This is a genomic window from Ligilactobacillus cholophilus (genome assembly GCF_030389495.1).
Classification (GTDB): domain Bacteria; phylum Bacillota; class Bacilli; order Lactobacillales; family Lactobacillaceae; genus Ligilactobacillus; species Ligilactobacillus cholophilus.
Genome location: NZ_CP127832.1, coordinates 427,990 through 445,456, shown reverse-complemented (window position 1 = coordinate 445,456; position 17,467 = coordinate 427,990). Strand labels below are relative to the sequence as shown.

Genomic DNA, 17,467 nt, shown 5'->3' with positions numbered 1-17,467 from the left:
TGCTTGCGCACTCCACTCTTGCCATTGCCTTGCATTGCATTGCTTTGCTTATGTATTGCTATACTTGTATTACTATATATGTATTACTCCTTATTACTAATACTCTTGCAATACTTTATTATTTCCATAGATAACATTAGTATCTTTATTGTGATATGGTTTCTCTAATCTATCAATAATACGATTAATTGATTCCTTTGTTGTTAAAAAATAATCTCCATTGTTTAGATATACTTTGTCCTTACATAAGTCTATATAAGATACTGCATTAACATTTAAATAAATTCTATTACTTATACTCTTTGCCATACTATCAACTACTCCTTATTATTAATACTATTTAATGGTACATTCTTGTTTGTCCTCAAGTATTATCTTGTTTGCTGGAATTACTTTAAGTCCCTTAAATTCTAAATACTCATCATATTCTTTTATTACATAATACTCCTTAAGATTAATATCATTTCTAATTACTTGAGCTTTAGATAATGTATTAATATGTTCTCTAATTACTGTTACTTCGTTTACTGTGTAATAATACCAATATGTATATAATGTATAATGTTTTTGTTCCTTATGTTTTCCTATGATATATCCTATTATTACTGCTACTAATACTATTGTTATTGCTATCATAGTTAATTACTCCTTTTGTTTAACCTTTCTAATATGTATTTTTTCCAGTTCTTTTTATTTATATGTTTTATCTTGTTCTTGCCATTAGGACTATTTATAATTTGCTCCTCAATACTTGTCTTAATATTGTGGCATTTATAACATAAACACCAGAGATTGTCTGTATCTAATTCTTTTGTTTTATCGGCTCTTCGTGGCGTAATATGATCTATTATTTTTGTATTGTTCAATGGTTCGCCACATACACAACACACATAATTGTCTCGATTAATAACATAGTTCCTTGTGGCTTTCCATTCCTTAGATTGATAGAACGCATTAGCTTGCTTATCTCTATTATGCTTATTGTACATTTTATATCTTTGTTGTTGTTTAATCTTATTATACTCTAGCCTTTGTTGTTCTATTTCTTGTCTATGTTTTTCACAATACTTATTAGGGATTTGGATAAGTTCGTGGCAAGTAGGTTTGATACATTCTCTATACTTAGCCATATTAATAACCTCCTTATACAACTAAAAGTCCTAACTAAGTAGGACTAATAATTGTTATTTTAATTTAATTTCTTTTGTAATTGCTTTTGTTTTTGTTCTAAATAGTCAATTAAATAACTTTTCTCCGTTTGATATTCAATCTTTTCCCAATTTTGTAATAGTGCTTTTTGATGAGTGATATAGAAAGTATTTGGAATATCTCCGCAACAACCTATCAAATCTTCAAACAATGCTTTGTGTTTTGAGATTAATTCGGATTCTTGACCCTGTTTAAGAAATAAAGAAACATTTTCTTGGTTTTCAATAGTTAGGAATTGATTAATAAAACTAAGTACTTGTTTATCCTTATTTGAAAGTTCCTTGTTTAATACAGTATTAAAACGCTTTCTATTCTTATCACAATATTTACTAATAACTCCAATGTAACTATTTATAGGTGTTTTGGTATGTTCTGCTAAATAAAGTTGAGCTTCTTTACTTCCACTAGTAAATAATACTTTAATAAATTCCTTTTTTTCTTGTTGAACCATGAAAAAGCTGTTCCAAATTGAGTAATACCAATTCTTTTAGTTTGTCATTTTGGTTATTATTATTTGAATCATCATCAATAGTAAAAGTTGAAACTGTACTATTTTTTAGATAGCCTTCAACCTCTTCTTTTTTACTTTGATTGGTTTTGTTTTGTTTTGTAATATCTTTGACACTATGCGTCATCAACCAGCATAGATATTTATTGTTCTTTTTCCCATTTTCATATTTCCCGTTATCTCCCCAAGCTCTTTCAAATTCATTCTTATTCATATTTTTACAACGGACTTCAAGGAATTGCCATAATAATTTATTTTGAGCGTCATTATCTGAGATTAATTGAATATTTGCAAGTTTATGTTTTTGAGTTTGAAAATTCTTACTATTTAAAATGCTGTTTAGTGTTTTTTCGTCGACCATTACCATATTATTATTACTCCTTTATTTATCTTTGTTGTGCCACTTAGGGAATACCATGTTTACCAAATCAAATTTATTGCCATGCTTGAAACCCCTTACAATTAGAGTTATTGCAATACCAAGAGCAATAAAACCATTAACGAATAATGGACTTAATACAAGCCATACATTATTTACCCAAAATGTTAAAGCTGTACTTATTAAAAGACTGATTGTTGTTGTCCAAAATAATAAACTATCTAATTTGTTTGCTAAATAAGTATCCTGCATGTATTGCTCTTTCTTTTGATTAGTCATTGTTTTAATCCCCTGTTCTGTATATGTATCATCTAATAACATGTAATAAAAAATACCAAAGTCCATATCTTTCTTTAGATATTCTTGTAAGTCCTTATCTTCTTCGATTTTTGCTTTGATTTGTTTATTGCTTAATTCCTTTTTTTCCCACATTTTTTTATCTACCCCTTTATTATTGATATTATTATGTTATAATGTTATTTGTTAGATATTAATCATTTTTTGGTTTTTGTTAAAAATAAAATGTTTTTCTGCTTCTTTTTGTTGTTCATCTGTTAATTGGATTAATTCCATACCTTTGTATGTTTTAAACCTTCCATCTAAGCAAGCGGTAACTCCAGCAACTAAACCATTTACATATTTAGCAGCAGTAGTTTTATTTTTAAATAGAGTCTTTGTATTTTTATCATAAATGTAGTTTTTACAAATCTTTGAAAACATTTCTTTACCTAATGAAGGGTTATTCACGAATCTTTCCCTTAAATTATCATCACGGGTCATTAATGCTAAATTGCTGAGTGCATTGTTACTCTTATTATGGTCTTTATGGTGTACAACGTTTTCTCCTACTGGTTCAACCAGTGCATTGTATAAAAGATTATTCATGGTTGTAGTAGTTTTATTTTTAGTAGAAATTACCCTATAACCAAAAGCATTAGCTTTACCATAATTTTTACGTTTTCTATTAATGTTATATACATATCCTTGATTAGTTGCATACATGTAGTTACTAATCTTTTTAATGTAGAATTTATTACTAGTAATTTGTTCTTGGGTTAAGTATGTATCTTTGTTTAATTCGATTGCCAAAGTTGGTTTATACATTTTAGCAACTAATTTAATTGGTAGCTTTGCATTATTATTTTTTACTCTTCTGCTTACCTTTTTCAAAACTCCCTTATCAATCTTACCATTTATCATTTTTACATCTTCCATTTTTGCATTTTCATTTAAAATTAATAACATAAAAAATCACTCCTATTTGTTTGTTTTGTTTTTTTGCTTAGGTTTTTAACCTTACATATATAATAATAAAGTTTAGCATTTTCATTATTAGAAAGTTTTAATAATTATAAATATCCAGATTGAAAACCCTTACATATATAATAATAAACTTAACGCCAAAAAACGGCGATTTTTTCTTAAGATTTTATTAAGTTGTTGTAATATCAAGGTTTTCATTAATCTAGTACATTTGCTAACCAATTATCTAGCTCTGTATTATTTAGGTTTCGCTGCTCTGAAACGTCTTGAGCTTTTTGTTTCAAGTTGTCCATATAATTCATATTATTATTATTTTCACGGTAAAAGTCCTCAATATCATAATCATTACTCTTAGTACAATAAGTAGGCGTTGTGCTAACAATGATACCAGCTTTATTATTTTGTTCTTGTTTTTGTTCTTCTGTTTCTTGTTCTTGTTTTAAATTATTAATTTCTTCATCTTTAGCTTTTAATTCTTGTTCTAACTTTTTAATTTGTGCTTTTAATTTTGCAATTTCTGCATTATCTACATTATTACTTTTAACTGTACTTGTTTTTGTAGTACCCAAGTTTCTTTTTTCTACATTGTTACTCTTAAGAGCTTTCTTGTTGTATGTCAAGATAAAGCCTTTTATTTTTTGGTGTCCTGTCTTGTTTTCGTATTTCCATGTGATCTCATTGCATAGCCCGTTGAAAGTATTATTCAAGCTGTCGATAGCTTTATTTAGGCGTTGTTTTACGACTCCATTAGGTACACTAGTACCAACTTTAGCTTGGAGAGTGTTAAAATTCATCTGAATTGTTGTGCTCTTTCGATGTTGTAACATTAATATGTATAGAATCTTTTCTAACTTAGTTGATAATTGTAATAAGATTTCTAAGTTAATAATTGTAAAATCTTTATCATTGTATAGCTTGTATTCATCTTCGAGCATAACAAAGCTACTAGGGTCAAGTTCTACTTTGATATTATTATTATTAGTAGTAGTTAAAGTTATACCCTTAAGACTATCTTCAAGGGTAATTAACCTATCAGTAGCTTTTCCCCTACCATTGTATTTAGCAACTTTCTTTAGTTCAAAATTAGTTACTTCAAAACTAACCTTGTCTTTATTAGTTTTCTTAGCTTTCGCTAGATTGTCATTAATGTAAGCATATAAGGCAACGCTTAGATTAATTTCCCCTCTAGTCATTTTGCTAAAATTATTGATTGTATCATTCTTCACTTTAATTTTTGTCAAGTCCATGTTAAATCACTCCATACTATTTATTTTTTATCGACAATCATAATAATAAACTTTGTTTTTTTATTATTAAAATTTGATTAGAGTAATAAAAAATTACCCCTCATTTATAATAATAAACTTTAGCTCATTTTTTGATTGAGCCTTAATATTTTCTTAATAATTGCCTAATTTTGGGTATAAAAAAAGCTAGTCCTAACACTGAACTAGAAACAAGTTTATTTAATTTTTAATTGTAGTTTGTTTTTATTATTTCTTATTCGTGTTAGGTATTCAGCAACTGCCCTCCTTGTAATAGTTTAAAGTAATTAATATGGATTTTGATACATTTATTATAATTGAATAAAACAAACTCTATATAAATTATATCACATATTTTTAAAATGTCAAGACAAACATTATACTTTATTACGACAAACGTTATACATAATTTTAAAAGTATACAATTTTCCCTAAATGACAAATGTTATACTTTACTATGACAAACATTATACTTTATTACGACAAACGTTATACTTTATCATGACAAATGTTATAGCAGACACGACAAACGTTATACTTTATCATGACAAATGTTATAGCAGACACGACAAACGTTATACATAACTATGACAAATGTTATAGCAGACGTAACAAACGTTATACTTTATTGACCCTTAGCCCTTGAGCCACAAGGGATTGCTCAAATGAATAACAGTTTATAACAGTATATAACAGTATATAACAGAAAAATAACAGTATATAACAGTTTTTAACTGTTATATACGTATCAATTAAATTTTTATTGTATAAAATAATAGTATTAAGATAGAATATTGATATTAAAATAGAGTATTGATGTAAATAGTTAGATAGATAATATTAGTTAGTACAGTTATTACGCTTTCTGGAAAGCTTAGCAAAGCACTTACTTTTATAAGTAAGACAAACCAACACTTGTACAAGTACAAGTATTGTAGTTCTTTCTTTTTGTTCTTCTTTTCTTCAACTTAAGAATAGTATTAATATCTAGTCTAGTTCTTTCAACTTAAGATAGATGTAATAATAGTCTAGTTGTTTCAGTTAGTATTAATTAGTAGTATTGTTGTTTCAACTTAAGATAGTAGTATTGGTACAAGTATTTAGATAGATAATATTAATCTAGTTAGTTCAAGTATTTAGTATTAATAATTAATTAATTCAGATAGATGTATTAATATTTAGTGAGGTCAATTATCTAGTATTGATATTAGTATTGTTGCTCAATTTAAGATAGATATAGGGTTGCTCAATGGATAAGAGAATCAATGCGGTCTTGCAAGTATTCAGAAAAGATAAAAAGAAAATGCCCCGCCCCGCCACGTGCTTTATTTAGCTCTTAAGAGCTATTTTTGAGCACTTTTAAGGGCGTTTAGTATAATTACATTAAAACATATTAAAATGGCTGTATGAAGCTCTTAGAGGGGTTTAAATGGATATGGTATAAAATAAAGATGTTGGGTAACATTAAAATAAAATGTATATACCCTTTTAAAAGCTCTTAGAGCTTGTTTTGGGGTACTTAAATGATATATAAGTATAATTTACACTAGAAAGGGTTAAAACGTCCATATAAGGCTGTGAAAGAGCTTAGAATTGAAATAAAAAAAGGATAACCCTTTAAGGCTATCCTTATCCTAAGAATGAATGTAGTGTTGTAAGGTTAAAAATAAAAATTTGGAGTTTAGGTTGGTTGTATATGGATACTGTAACAACTATATCAATAAATACTTATGGTGTCAAGTAGGACAAACAGTACACTTTACTATAACAAACTGTACACTTTATTACGACAAACATTATACTTTACTATAACAAATGTTATACATTTGGAGTAAAACGTTATACTTTATTACGACATAGAGGACACTTTAACGTAAAAAAATAAGCCCTAGTTTTAATACTAGAGCCTAAGTTTATATATAATTGTGCAATTAATAAGGTATTATTATAATATCACATAATAGAATATTTTTCAAATAGTCCAAAAAAAGCCCTAGCAAATAATGCCAGAGCTATGTTAAATAACAATTAAGTATTTATTTGAAAGTAACATCACTATTATAACTAATATTTTTATTCTTGTCAAATTCACTAAAAAATTAAAACTTTTCATTCCTGTGTTTCTATCTTTTAACTATCCATAGAGCAGACAAAACCAATAGTAAAACCCCTAAAAATACATGTCCAGCCATGATTAAATTAATTCCACCTATAATCATACCAACAAGGATGCCAAGCGGAATAAATGCAAGTAAAAAGATTCCAATTACAAGTAATACCATTAAAATACAACCCATTGTTATAGCCCTCCTATTAATTAATTTCAGTACTATAACGATTGGGGCTATTATTTAGAATATCCTTTTAAAGCCTTTTATTAAGCTCTTAGAGCTATTTTAAGGCTGTTTAAGGTAAATTTATACTTATCTACTATTAAAATGGTTGTATAACGTTATTAGAGCATAAAAAAAAGCCTTAGTTGATGAACAACCAAGACAAACAAGAAAAAACTACTAAACAAAAGTAACCATCTCTTATTTAGTTGAGAGTAACCAGCTCTCTTTGTGTAAGTAATCAGCTTACAACTTATACAGACTGTCAATGTATCACCTATCGACAAATAATATTAAACACTAATTTACGAATATTGTCAATTATTTTCATGAAAAAAATATTACATACTGTTGTATTATCAATGTATCTTGTTATAATAATAATTGTCCTTAACCAAGGATAATTTATACAGACAGGAGTTGATAAATTGCTTAATCACCAATTTATCATGTATCACCTATCGACAAAATTTTTGTTAAAGCCCTCAGACATTGAAAGTTAGTACCGCTAACATATGCTTGTATAAGCCTTGTCTGAGGGCTTTTTCTTTACAACTATATAATAACATACCTATAACGAATTAACACCATATTTTGTATTAAAAAAGCCTTAGTTGATAAACAACCAAGACAAGCAACAATTAGATATTTATTAAAAGAGTTATCCACGCTCTTAAAGTAGGTATATCTAAACCTAGCCTTTATGTTATTTTGAACACAATTATATAATAACATATATATATAACGAATTAACACAATATTTTGTACAAAAAAAGCCTTAGTTGACGAACAACCAAGACCAACGAAAACAAGAAGAGTAATCAACTCTCTTAAAGTAATCTAGCCCATTACTTTAAATGTAAAACATGTTTGAAACAAATACTATAATAACACACCTATAACGAATTAACACAATATTTTGTATAAAAAAGACTAGATAAATTATATCTAGCCTTAAATTATTATTCTATATCTATGTAAATAATATCATTATCATGATGTTTATACTTTAATTTAGCTTTATAAACTTCCTTAATACTATTTAAAAGTTCCTTACTAGGTTTAATGATTAACCCTTGATTATTTAGCCTCTTAGTAATATGCTCTTTTAATTCTTTTATGCAATTATTACAGATTGCAATTACTTTTTCCTTTTCACTATTAGGAATGTCTTTTTCAGCTATTTCGCTTTTCATAGCTAGGGCTGTTTCATTAAAGCATTCAATTAATTTTTCTCTTTTAAAACTAAACTTATTACTTACTAATGCTTCTATAACTTCACACTCTTCAATATTATTCAAATTATCTAATAATCTATTAAATACATTAATTGGTAATTTCTTACGTTTTACATACTCTAAGAGTGTTTCATTATTTAAAGGTTCAACTCTATAATCATGATACATAGCAATATCCCAAGCATCCTCATCCACTAATTCACTGTATAATAATAACTCATTATCTTTTACATCTAATGAATTAATTTCTTTTCTAATATCTTTAGCTATTTCCTCTTCTACTTCTTCTTCTGTTCGGTGGTAATGCTTATCATTAGCGTACATTTTTACCCTCTCATCAAATAGGTTATTTAATTGCTCTTTTGTACCCATATAAAAACAAATTTCCATATGTTCCTCTGGTAGGTTGCTTTCTATTGGACTGCCCCAAGCACAACTATCACTAATTAATCCATCTTTATCAACTACTAAATTGCTATCAATATCATGTAATAAAATCTTTAATTCCTTTAACTTCATCTTGTAACCTCTCCTTAATTCTTAGCGTTCTATTAGTTTATCCAATAATATTTATTTAATCAATATTCTTTATTAATCTTTAAAAATAAAGTTTGCAATTCTTAATAATCCTCCAAAATACACTCATCTTATTTCTTATTTTGTGATTCTTTCCATTTGTCATAACAATTCATATAAAAATAATCGTCCACTGTTCCCCTATTATTTTTAGAGTAAAACTTTTCATTTTCAGTTAAAATCATACCAATAATAATTTTATTTTCAGTAGGTAATTCAATAAATTCATGATTATTACTTAATAATTTTACCTTTGTAGGTCTCTCAATATGATAATCTTTTACATTTCCCTCTAGGTAATACCCCTTATGATAAGTACTTACTCTTCCATCAAACTGGATAAGGTCGCCCTTTTCTAATTTACCTAACTTTAAAAAGTTTTTACCATAATTAATCCATAAATGGTCAGCTAGCAATTCATTATCCATTTTAATATCTTTTAATAGAATTGTTGGGCTATATTTATCCTTATAAGACTTAAAGCCAGTCCTTTCAAAAACACCTGTAAAAGTATGTCTTTCATCTGAACCAATCTTTTTTAATTTAGTTCTTTGTTTATTTTTACGTGTTCTCTTTCTTTTTGGTTTACTTGGTAGTAAATCAATTAACATTCCATGATATTCAGCAGAGGAACATTTAATATTGTTTTCTTCTAATGTTTTTTTAAGTATTTCTTCCACCTCATTTTTAGGTGGATTCTCTCCAGTGTCCTTAACATAATAAAAAATAAATTCATTTGCAATGTATTGTACAATGTCTACTAATTCTTTTCGTTTTTCATACTTTTTTACCATAATAAATTATTCTATAACCTCTCCTAGTCTTTAAAAATAAAGTTTGCAATTCTTTCAGCATATTCATTATTTAGTAACATATGTACAATTACCAATACTAGGAATGATAATATCAACCATGTTGTAAGTTGTACATTTCCCAACAAGCCACTTAATACAATACTAAATAGTAGTAATAACTCAATATCTGAACATTTTAACATTATAAAATACCTCGTTTCTTTATTATATAACCTACATTTATTATTATACACTAAAATGACTAATAGTCTAGTCATTTTTTCATCTTTATTATTATTTAATATTTATAGACTTAAAAAAAAATAGAATTACTATTAATAAGTAACTCTATTTATATATCTAGTACTGATTGTGATACGTGGTAGCGTAGCTTTTTTTTTTTAGTCTTTTCCCCTAGAAAAAGAGAAAAGAAAAAAAGTTTATGCTTTTTTGTTTGTCTTTGATTACATTTATTCAAACTACATAATAATTTCAATAAATGCAACCAACACTAAAATTTATAGCTCGCAACCACCCCTAGAGCAACCCGTTCCTAGAGTTATGGTTTATCGTCCCAACTCGTGAAATGGACAAAAGGAACATAGGCTTTTAATGATTCCGTTAAATTAATAACATGGTCTTCCACCCAAGTTTTTTATCATTATTACACAGATAAGGTATTTAAACCCTGCTAACTACAAGACCTTCTCTGTTAGGTCTCACGTGCTATTTTAAGGACTAGTTGAAAGGTAGCAACCCTTAGACGATAATTAAGGCTTGTCAAACCACTAAAAAAGCCTTATAATAAACTTAGTTTCTTTATTATACAAACCTATGAAACTATTGGCTTTTTCGGTATTGCAGTACCGGGAAGGCTTTTTTATTTATCTCTTTATTTAATTATGATGAATAATCATCTTATTAAGTATTATAATATCATATTATTTTTAATGCAAGTAAAAATTAAAACTTATCTCTATTATTTTGAATATCTTTGTTTACAATTTCCCCAATAGACACACCTTTGTATTTTGTTTCAAAACCTATCTCAAGCAATTCATCAAGTAAATCAGTCATATTTTTACCCTCTGTTATTGATAGATATTTAAGCATTTTAAATTTATCTGGTCTTAATTTAATTTGTTTATAAGTTGCCATATAAATAACTCTCCTTTCTTTAGGTCATTTATTCATCTAATTATAACAAAAAAAGATAGGTTATTAAATACCTATCCTTATAAATCTAATTATGATAACTTTTTCTTTATAGTTCTATTAGAATGCTCTAAAAAATTTGTAAATTTAGTACTTTTTTATTTACAAATTTTGAAAATAATACCGCTTTCATCATCATCTAATGAAATCATAACCTTTGAATTAGGCTGAACTTTACCCGCAATAATCTCCTTAGCCAATGGAGTCTCAATGTTAGTTGTAATAAACCGTTGCAATGGACGAGCACCATATGCTGGATCATATCCTTCTTTAGCAATAAATTCTTTTGCTTTATCATCAATTGATAATTCAATTTCTTGTGATTTAAGTCGTGATGAAAGTTGATCAATAAATTTATCAACAATCTTTTCAATAACACTCAATGTAAGTGGACTAAACATAATGATGTCATCAATTCTGTTTAAAAATTCAGGTTTAAAATGACTTTGTGCTAACTTCATGACCTTTTCCTTAGTTTCATCTGAAATCTTGCCATCACTTTCTGAGCTATCAAGTAAGATTTCTGAACCCAAGTTTGATGTCATAATCAAAATCGTATTCTTAAAATCAACAGTTCTTCCTTGTCCATCTGTTAAACGACCATCATCTAACACTTGAAGAAGAATATTAAAGACATCTGGATGTGCTTTTTCAATTTCATCAAATAACACAATTGTGTAAGGATTCCGGCGAACAGCTTCAGTTAATTGGCCTCCTTCTTCATAACCAACATATCCTGGAGCAGCCCCCACTAACCGTGAGACTGATGCTTTTTCCATGTATTCACTCATATCAATTCGAATCATATGTTTTTCTGAATCGAATAAATCATCTGCCAATGCCTTTGCTAATTCTGTTTTACCTACACCAGTTGGTCCTAAAAACATAAATGATCCTAATGGTTTAGATGGATCTTGTAATCCGGCACGTGATCTTAAAACTGCATTTGCAACAGCATCTACAGCTTCATCTTGACCAATTACACGCTTATGAAGCGTATCAGCCAAATGTAATAATTTTTCACGTTCTCCCTGCACTAATTTAGCAACTGGGATTCCTGTTTGTCGGCTAACAACTTCCGCAATTTCATTTTCAGTTACAGATTCTTCTACCATCCATTCGCTTGGACGTTCAGATTCTTCAAGTTCTTTAAGTTGTTTTTGCAATTGAGGAATTGTTGCATGTTGCAATTTTGCAGCTTTTTCTAAATCATAGTTGCTTTCTGCATTCTCTAAATCATGTTTAGCTTTATCTAATTCTGCTTTTTTATCACTGACCTTTTGAATGTCATTCTTTTCGTTTTCCCACTTCAATTTAAGCTTATTAACTTTTTCCTTTGTATCTGCAAGTTCTTTTTGCAATTCTTTCAAACGTTTTTGAGATGCAGCATCTGTTTCTTTTTTCAATGCTGCTTCTTCAACTTGTAATCTCATTAATTGACGATTGCTTTGATCAAGTTCTGTTGGCATTGAATTCATTTCAACTTGAATTTCCGCACAAGCTTCATCAACCAAATCAATTGCCTTATCTGGTAAGAAACGATCTGTAATATAACGATTAGATAAAGTTGCTGCAGCGACTAAAGCATTATCATGAATTCTTACTCCATGATGAATTTCATAACGTTCTTTCAAGCCACGTAAAATTGAAATTGTATCTTCAACAGTTGGTTCCTTAACTAAAACCTTTTGGAATCGACGTTCTAATGCCTTATCTTTTTCAACATATTCACGATATTCATCTAAAGTTGTTGCACCAATCAAGTGAAGTTCTCCACGAGCAAGCATTGGTTTTAATAAATTACCTGCATCCATACTTCCCTCTGTTTTTCCTGCGCCAACAATATTGTGAATTTCATCAATAAATAATATAATTTTACCTTCGCTTTTTTGAACTTGTTTTAAAACTGCTTTTAACCGTTCTTCAAATTCTCCACGATACTTCGCACCAGCAATTAATGAGCCCATATCTAAAGAGAAAATTGTTTTATCACGTAAATTTTCAGGAACATCCTTTTTAGCAATTCGTTGTGCTAATCCTTCAACAATAGCAGTCTTACCTACACCAGGTTCTCCAATTAATACTGGATTATTCTTACTCTTTCTAGACAATATACGAATAACATCGCGAATTTCATCATCACGACCAATAATTGGATCTTGTTTTCCCTTAACAGCTTCTGCTACTAAATCAACACCATATTTCTCTAAAGCTTGGTATTGTTCTTCTTGATTCTTACTTGTCACTCGGCTACCTCCTCGTAAACTTTTTACAATTTCAACTAACTTATTATAAGTTGCACCTTGCTTTTCCAAGAAAAGTTTAAATGGATTATATTGCAATTTCATCAACGCTAAAATTACCGTATCAACAGCAACAAAATCATCATTCATTTCTTTTCTTAAAGTGTCAGCTTGTTGTAGCAATTGAAATAGATTCTGACTTAATGTTTGTCCATATTGAACATTTCCCTCAATTGATGAAATATGATCAATTTCATTATCTAATTCTTTATTAATTGCATTTATATCTAACCCAGCTTTTTGATAAATCTCTTCACCAAGTTCATTTGGTTGTACTAAAAATTTAAACAAATGAGGTACGTCGATCTCTTGTTGATGTCGTGTTATCGCAATTTGTTGCGCCTCAGCAATCGCATCTTGAACTGCTTGCGTTAATTGATCATTATTCATATAAATCACTCCTATTCATAATGGTTAAAGTAACTTTTTATTTTTTTATTTAAACTGATTCAGATTGTATGCTATAATTTACAAATATTATTTAAAGTTAGGACGTGTTTTTATGACTTATCTCCTTTTAGGAATAGTCGTATTTATTGCCGCGATAATCCAAAGTACAAGTGGATTTGGCTTTGGAATCTTTTCAATGGCTCTACTTCCACTATTCCTTCCATATAAGGAAGCAAATATTTTAACTTTGATAACTGTTTTTTGTTTACAACTTTTTACAATAATAAAATTTAGAAAACACATTAACTTCAAATTAGTTATCACACCTGGAATTGCTGCCATTATATTTGGTAGCATCGGTGTACACCTAATGCTTAATTTAAGTTCAGCTGTTATGGATTTAATCCTTGGAATCTTCCTTTGCAGTCTTGCTTTTTATATGATTTTTATTGCAAATCGAATCCATCTTAAAGAAAGTATTTTCAATGGATTCCTAGCCGGATCTTTTGGTGGATTCATGGATGGCATGTTTGCTATCGGAGGACCTCCAATGGTTGCATATTTTGATTCTATAATTAAAAGTCCAATAGAATACCAAGCAACCCTTCAACTATACTTTTTAATTACTACCGTTAATGTGATCTTAAATAATATTTTTTGTGGTAATCTTACTTCCTCATTAATAGCTCCCTTATCAATCTCAATTATCTGTTGCTTAGTTGCTACTAGTATCGGAATCCATTTTACTCAAAAAATATCAATGAAAATTGTTCGTCGTTTAGCATATACAGTCATGATATTTGCTGGAATTTATCATTTCATTAAAATTTTTATTTAAGTATAATTAGGAGGCTGTGACTGATGTCATAGCCTCCTAATCTTTTTTTATATTTAGAATTTTTCTTTTAATTTATCAAAAAATCCTTCATTTACTTTTTCACCTGATGCTTGTGCAAACATCTTCAATGCTTCTTTTTGTTTCTTGTTTAACTTCTTAGGAGTTTGAATGCGCACAGTAACCATTTCATCACCATTACCTGAACCACGTAATTTAGGAACTCCCTTACCCTTCAACCGGAATTTTGTTCCTGTCTGTGTTCCAGCTGGAATGTTTAATTTTACATCACCATGAACAGTCTTAACCAAGATTTCAGCACCTAATGTTGCTTGAACAAATGAAATTGGTTGGTCAAAATAAATATTTGAGCCTTCACGTTTGTAAATTTTACTTGGTGCAACATCAAAGATGATAAATAAATCACCATATGGGCCACCATTATATCCTGCTTCACCTTGTCCTTGTAAGCGCATTTGGTTGCCATCTTCTACACCTGCAGGTACTGTAACTTCAACCGCATGCTTTTCGTTTATACGCCCTGAACCATGACATGTTGGACATTTTTCTTTGATTTCTTTTCCAGTACCATGACAAACATCACATTCTTGTTGTGTCATCATACGACCAAGTGGTGTTTGGCGTTCAACTTGAATATAACCACTACCATGACATTTTGAACATGTCACAGGAGATGTTCCAGGTTTAGCACCTGTACCATTACATGTCTTACATGCTGCTTCACGTGTATATTCAATTTCAGTTTTCTTACCAAAGATGGCTTCTTCAAATGTTAAATGCATCTCATATTGTAGGTCACGACCTTGTCGAGGTGCGTTTTGTGCATTTCCACGACTTGCACCGCCTCCAAAGAAAGAGCCAAAAATATCTTCAAATCCTCCTTGGCCACCAAATCCACTAAATCCGCCAAAATCACCGTATCCATTACCTGCTCCAGAAAATCCTTGACCAGTTGATCCAAATTGATCATACTGTGCCTTTTTCTGTGGATCACTTAGAATTTCATAAGCTTCATTAACTTCTTTGAATTTTTGTTCTGCCCCTGGTTCATGGTTTAAGTCAGGGTGATATTTTTTAGAAAGTTTACGATATGCTTTTTTGATTTCAGCATCGCTTGCATCCTTACTGACTCCTAATACATCATATGGATTAATTTGTTCAGCCATTACTTTCCTCCAACTAATTATTATCTTGTTTTAGATTACCATTTATTCATTAAAATAAAAAGTCAAAGACCACAATGGACTTTGACTTTTTATTAAATTATGACAAATTAGTTCTTGTCATCTGGATCTACTTCTTTAAAGTCTCCATCAACTGTATTGTCATCAGAGTTGTTGTCTGATGAAGATGAAGCGTCACCTGCATTGTCTTGTGCACCTTGTGCTTGTTGAGCTTGTTGTGCTTGTTGGTATAACTTAACTGACATATCTTGGATAAGTTTTGTTAAATCATCTTTCTTAGACTTCATTTCATCAACGTTGTTTGATTCTTGAGCCTTCTTCAATGCATCACGTGCTTCTTCAACTTTCTTAACTTCTTCATCAGATACCTTGCCCTTGATTTCTTCAAGAGTCTTATCTGTTTGGAATAACAATTGGTCAACTTCGTTCTTCAAGTCAACTTCTTCTTTACGTTTCTTATCAGCAGCTTCGTTTTCCTTAGCTTCCTTAACCATACGATCGATTTCTTCATCTGATAAACCTGAAGAACTCTTAATAGTAATCTTTTGTTCCTTGTTTGTTCCTAAATCTTTTGCAGAAACGTTTACGATACCGTTTTTATCAATATCGAATTTAACTTCAATTTGAGGAACACCACGTGGAGCTGCAGGAATATCTGTTAATTGGAAACGACCTAATGTCTTGTTATCAGCAGCCATTGGACGTTCACCTTGTAAAACATGAATATCTACTGCAGGTTGGTTATCAGCAGCTGTTGAGAATACTTGTGATTTAGATGTTGGGATTGTAGTATTACGATCAATTAATTTTGTAAATACACCACCCATTGTTTCAATACCAAGTGATAATGGTGTAACATCAAGCAATACAACATCCTTAACATCACCTGTAATTACACCACCTTGAATTGCAGCACCTAAAGCAACAGCTTCATCAGGGTTTACAGATTCGTTTGGTGTGTGACCTGTTTCGTTCTTAACTAATTCTTTTACAGCTGGAATACGTGTTGAACCACCAACTAAGATAACTTCATCAATATCTGAGTTTGATAAACCAGCATCTTTCAAAGCGTTTTGAACAGGAATACGTGTCTTTTCAACTAAATCATGTGTTAATTCATTGAATTTAGCACGTGTTAATGTTGTTTCCAAGTGTAATGGGCCATTTTCACCAGCAGAGATAAATGGTAATGAAATTTGTGCAGATGTTACACCTGATAAGTCTTTCTTAGCCTTTTCAGCAGCATCCTTCAAACGTTGCATTGCCATTTTATCTTGTGATAAGTCGATTCCATGTTCATTCTTGAATTCTTCAATTAACCAATTCATAATTGCTTTATCGAAGTCATCACCACCAAGGTGTGTATCACCATTTGTTGATAATACTTGGAATACTCCATCCCCTAATTCAAGGATAGAAACATCAAATGTACCACCACCAAGGTCATAAACTAAGATTTTTTCATCTTTATCAGTTTTGTCCAAACCATAAGCTAATGCAGCAGCTGTTGGTTCGTTAACAATACGTTCAACTTTTAAACCTGCAATCTTACCAGCATCTTTTGTTGCTTGACGTTGTGCATCGTTAAAGTAAGCAGGAACTGTAATAACAGCTTGAGTAACTTTTTCGCCAAGGTATGCTTCTGCATAATCCTTAATGTATTGAAGAATCATTGCAGAAATTTCTTGTGGTGTGTAGTCTTTTCCATCAACTGTTACTTTGTAACCAGCTTCACCCATATGACGCTTAATTGATGAAATTGTGTCTGGGTTTGTAATTGCTTGACGCTTTGCAACTTCACCAACTTGTGTTTCACCATCTTTAAATGAAACTACAGAAGGTGTTGTACGATTTCCTTCTGGGTTTGTAATAATTTTTGCTTCTTTACCTTCAAGAACAGCAACTGCAGAGTTAGTTGTTCCTAAATCAATACCAATAATCTTTGACATAAAAT

The 17,467-nt window shown here is 29.8% G+C and carries 17 protein-coding genes; 1 reads left to right on the top strand and 16 read right to left on the bottom strand.

Annotation, left to right across the window (positions count from 1 at the left end; translation table 11 throughout):
* Positions 1-96: 96 nt before the first annotated feature.
* The 14 genes from QPK35_RS02430 to clpB form a co-directional block, all read right to left on the bottom strand.
* Positions 97-309, bottom strand: a complete 213-nt coding sequence (locus QPK35_RS02430; RefSeq protein WP_290033880.1) for a hypothetical protein — start codon at positions 307-309, stop codon at positions 97-99.
* A 27-nt stretch (positions 310-336) separates the two neighbouring features.
* Positions 337-636: a hypothetical protein gene (locus QPK35_RS02425; RefSeq protein WP_290033879.1), complete on the bottom strand. Its 300-nt coding sequence runs from the start codon at positions 634-636 to the stop codon at positions 337-339.
* A gap of 2 nt (positions 637-638) precedes the next feature.
* Positions 639-1,130, bottom strand: coding sequence for an HNH endonuclease (locus QPK35_RS02420; protein WP_290033877.1), 492 nt, complete (start codon positions 1,128-1,130; stop codon positions 639-641).
* 59 nt (positions 1,131-1,189) lie between these two features.
* On the bottom strand, positions 1,190-1,660 hold the full coding sequence (locus tag QPK35_RS02415) for a hypothetical protein (RefSeq protein WP_290033876.1): 471 nt from the start codon (positions 1,658-1,660) through the stop codon (positions 1,190-1,192).
* A complete protein-coding gene (locus QPK35_RS02410; protein ID WP_290033875.1) occupies positions 1,629-2,084 on the bottom strand; it encodes a hypothetical protein in 456 nt (151 codons plus the stop codon). Before QPK35_RS02410 ends, QPK35_RS02415 begins: the two co-directional genes overlap by 32 nt.
* A gap of 15 nt (positions 2,085-2,099) precedes the next feature.
* Entirely contained in the window at positions 2,100-2,528 is a 429-nt protein-coding gene (locus tag QPK35_RS02405; protein WP_290033874.1) for a hypothetical protein, read from the bottom strand.
* A 51-nt stretch (positions 2,529-2,579) separates the two neighbouring features.
* Positions 2,580-3,341 (bottom strand): HNH endonuclease, encoded by a 762-nt coding sequence (locus QPK35_RS02400; protein WP_290033873.1) that lies wholly within the window; start codon positions 3,339-3,341, stop codon positions 2,580-2,582.
* Positions 3,342-3,556: 215 nt separating this feature from the next.
* Positions 3,557-4,606, bottom strand: a complete 1,050-nt coding sequence (locus tag QPK35_RS02395; protein WP_290033872.1) for a hypothetical protein — start codon at positions 4,604-4,606, stop codon at positions 3,557-3,559.
* A 2,141-nt stretch (positions 4,607-6,747) separates the two neighbouring features.
* Entirely contained in the window at positions 6,748-6,921 is a 174-nt protein-coding gene (locus QPK35_RS02390) for a hypothetical protein (RefSeq protein ID WP_290033871.1), read from the bottom strand.
* 998 nt (positions 6,922-7,919) lie between these two features.
* On the bottom strand, positions 7,920-8,714 hold the full coding sequence (locus tag QPK35_RS02385; RefSeq protein ID WP_290033870.1) for a hypothetical protein: 795 nt from the start codon (positions 8,712-8,714) through the stop codon (positions 7,920-7,922).
* A 128-nt stretch (positions 8,715-8,842) separates the two neighbouring features.
* The gene (locus QPK35_RS02380) at positions 8,843-9,565 is read right to left on the bottom strand and encodes a hypothetical protein (RefSeq protein WP_290033869.1); all 723 of its coding nucleotides are present in this window, start codon (positions 9,563-9,565) and stop codon (positions 8,843-8,845) included.
* Between the two features lie 23 nt (positions 9,566-9,588).
* The gene (locus QPK35_RS02375) at positions 9,589-9,768 is read right to left on the bottom strand and encodes a hypothetical protein (RefSeq protein WP_290033868.1); all 180 of its coding nucleotides are present in this window, start codon (positions 9,766-9,768) and stop codon (positions 9,589-9,591) included.
* Between the two features lie 760 nt (positions 9,769-10,528).
* A complete protein-coding gene (locus tag QPK35_RS02370; protein ID WP_290033866.1) occupies positions 10,529-10,723 on the bottom strand; it encodes a hypothetical protein in 195 nt (64 codons plus the stop codon).
* 155 nt (positions 10,724-10,878) lie between these two features.
* Positions 10,879-13,473 carry an ATP-dependent chaperone ClpB gene (gene clpB / locus QPK35_RS02365; protein WP_290033865.1) on the bottom strand — a complete coding sequence of 865 codons (2,595 nt, stop codon included), beginning with the start codon at positions 13,471-13,473 and terminating at the stop codon, positions 10,879-10,881.
* Between the two features lie 112 nt (positions 13,474-13,585).
* Here clpB and QPK35_RS02360 point away from each other — a divergent pair, with 112 nt between their 5' ends.
* Positions 13,586-14,311: a sulfite exporter TauE/SafE family protein gene (locus QPK35_RS02360; RefSeq protein ID WP_290033864.1), complete on the top strand. Its 726-nt coding sequence runs from the start codon at positions 13,586-13,588 to the stop codon at positions 14,309-14,311.
* Between the two features lie 53 nt (positions 14,312-14,364).
* On the opposite strand, the gene dnaJ is transcribed toward QPK35_RS02360, so the two are convergent.
* Both dnaJ and dnaK read right to left on the bottom strand, forming a co-directional pair.
* The gene (gene dnaJ / locus QPK35_RS02355; RefSeq protein ID WP_290033863.1) at positions 14,365-15,495 is read right to left on the bottom strand and encodes a molecular chaperone DnaJ; all 1,131 of its coding nucleotides are present in this window, start codon (positions 15,493-15,495) and stop codon (positions 14,365-14,367) included.
* A gap of 107 nt (positions 15,496-15,602) precedes the next feature.
* Positions 15,603-17,462, bottom strand: coding sequence for a molecular chaperone DnaK (dnaK, locus tag QPK35_RS02350; RefSeq protein WP_290033862.1), 1,860 nt, complete (start codon positions 17,460-17,462; stop codon positions 15,603-15,605).
* Positions 17,463-17,467 lie beyond the last annotated feature (5 nt).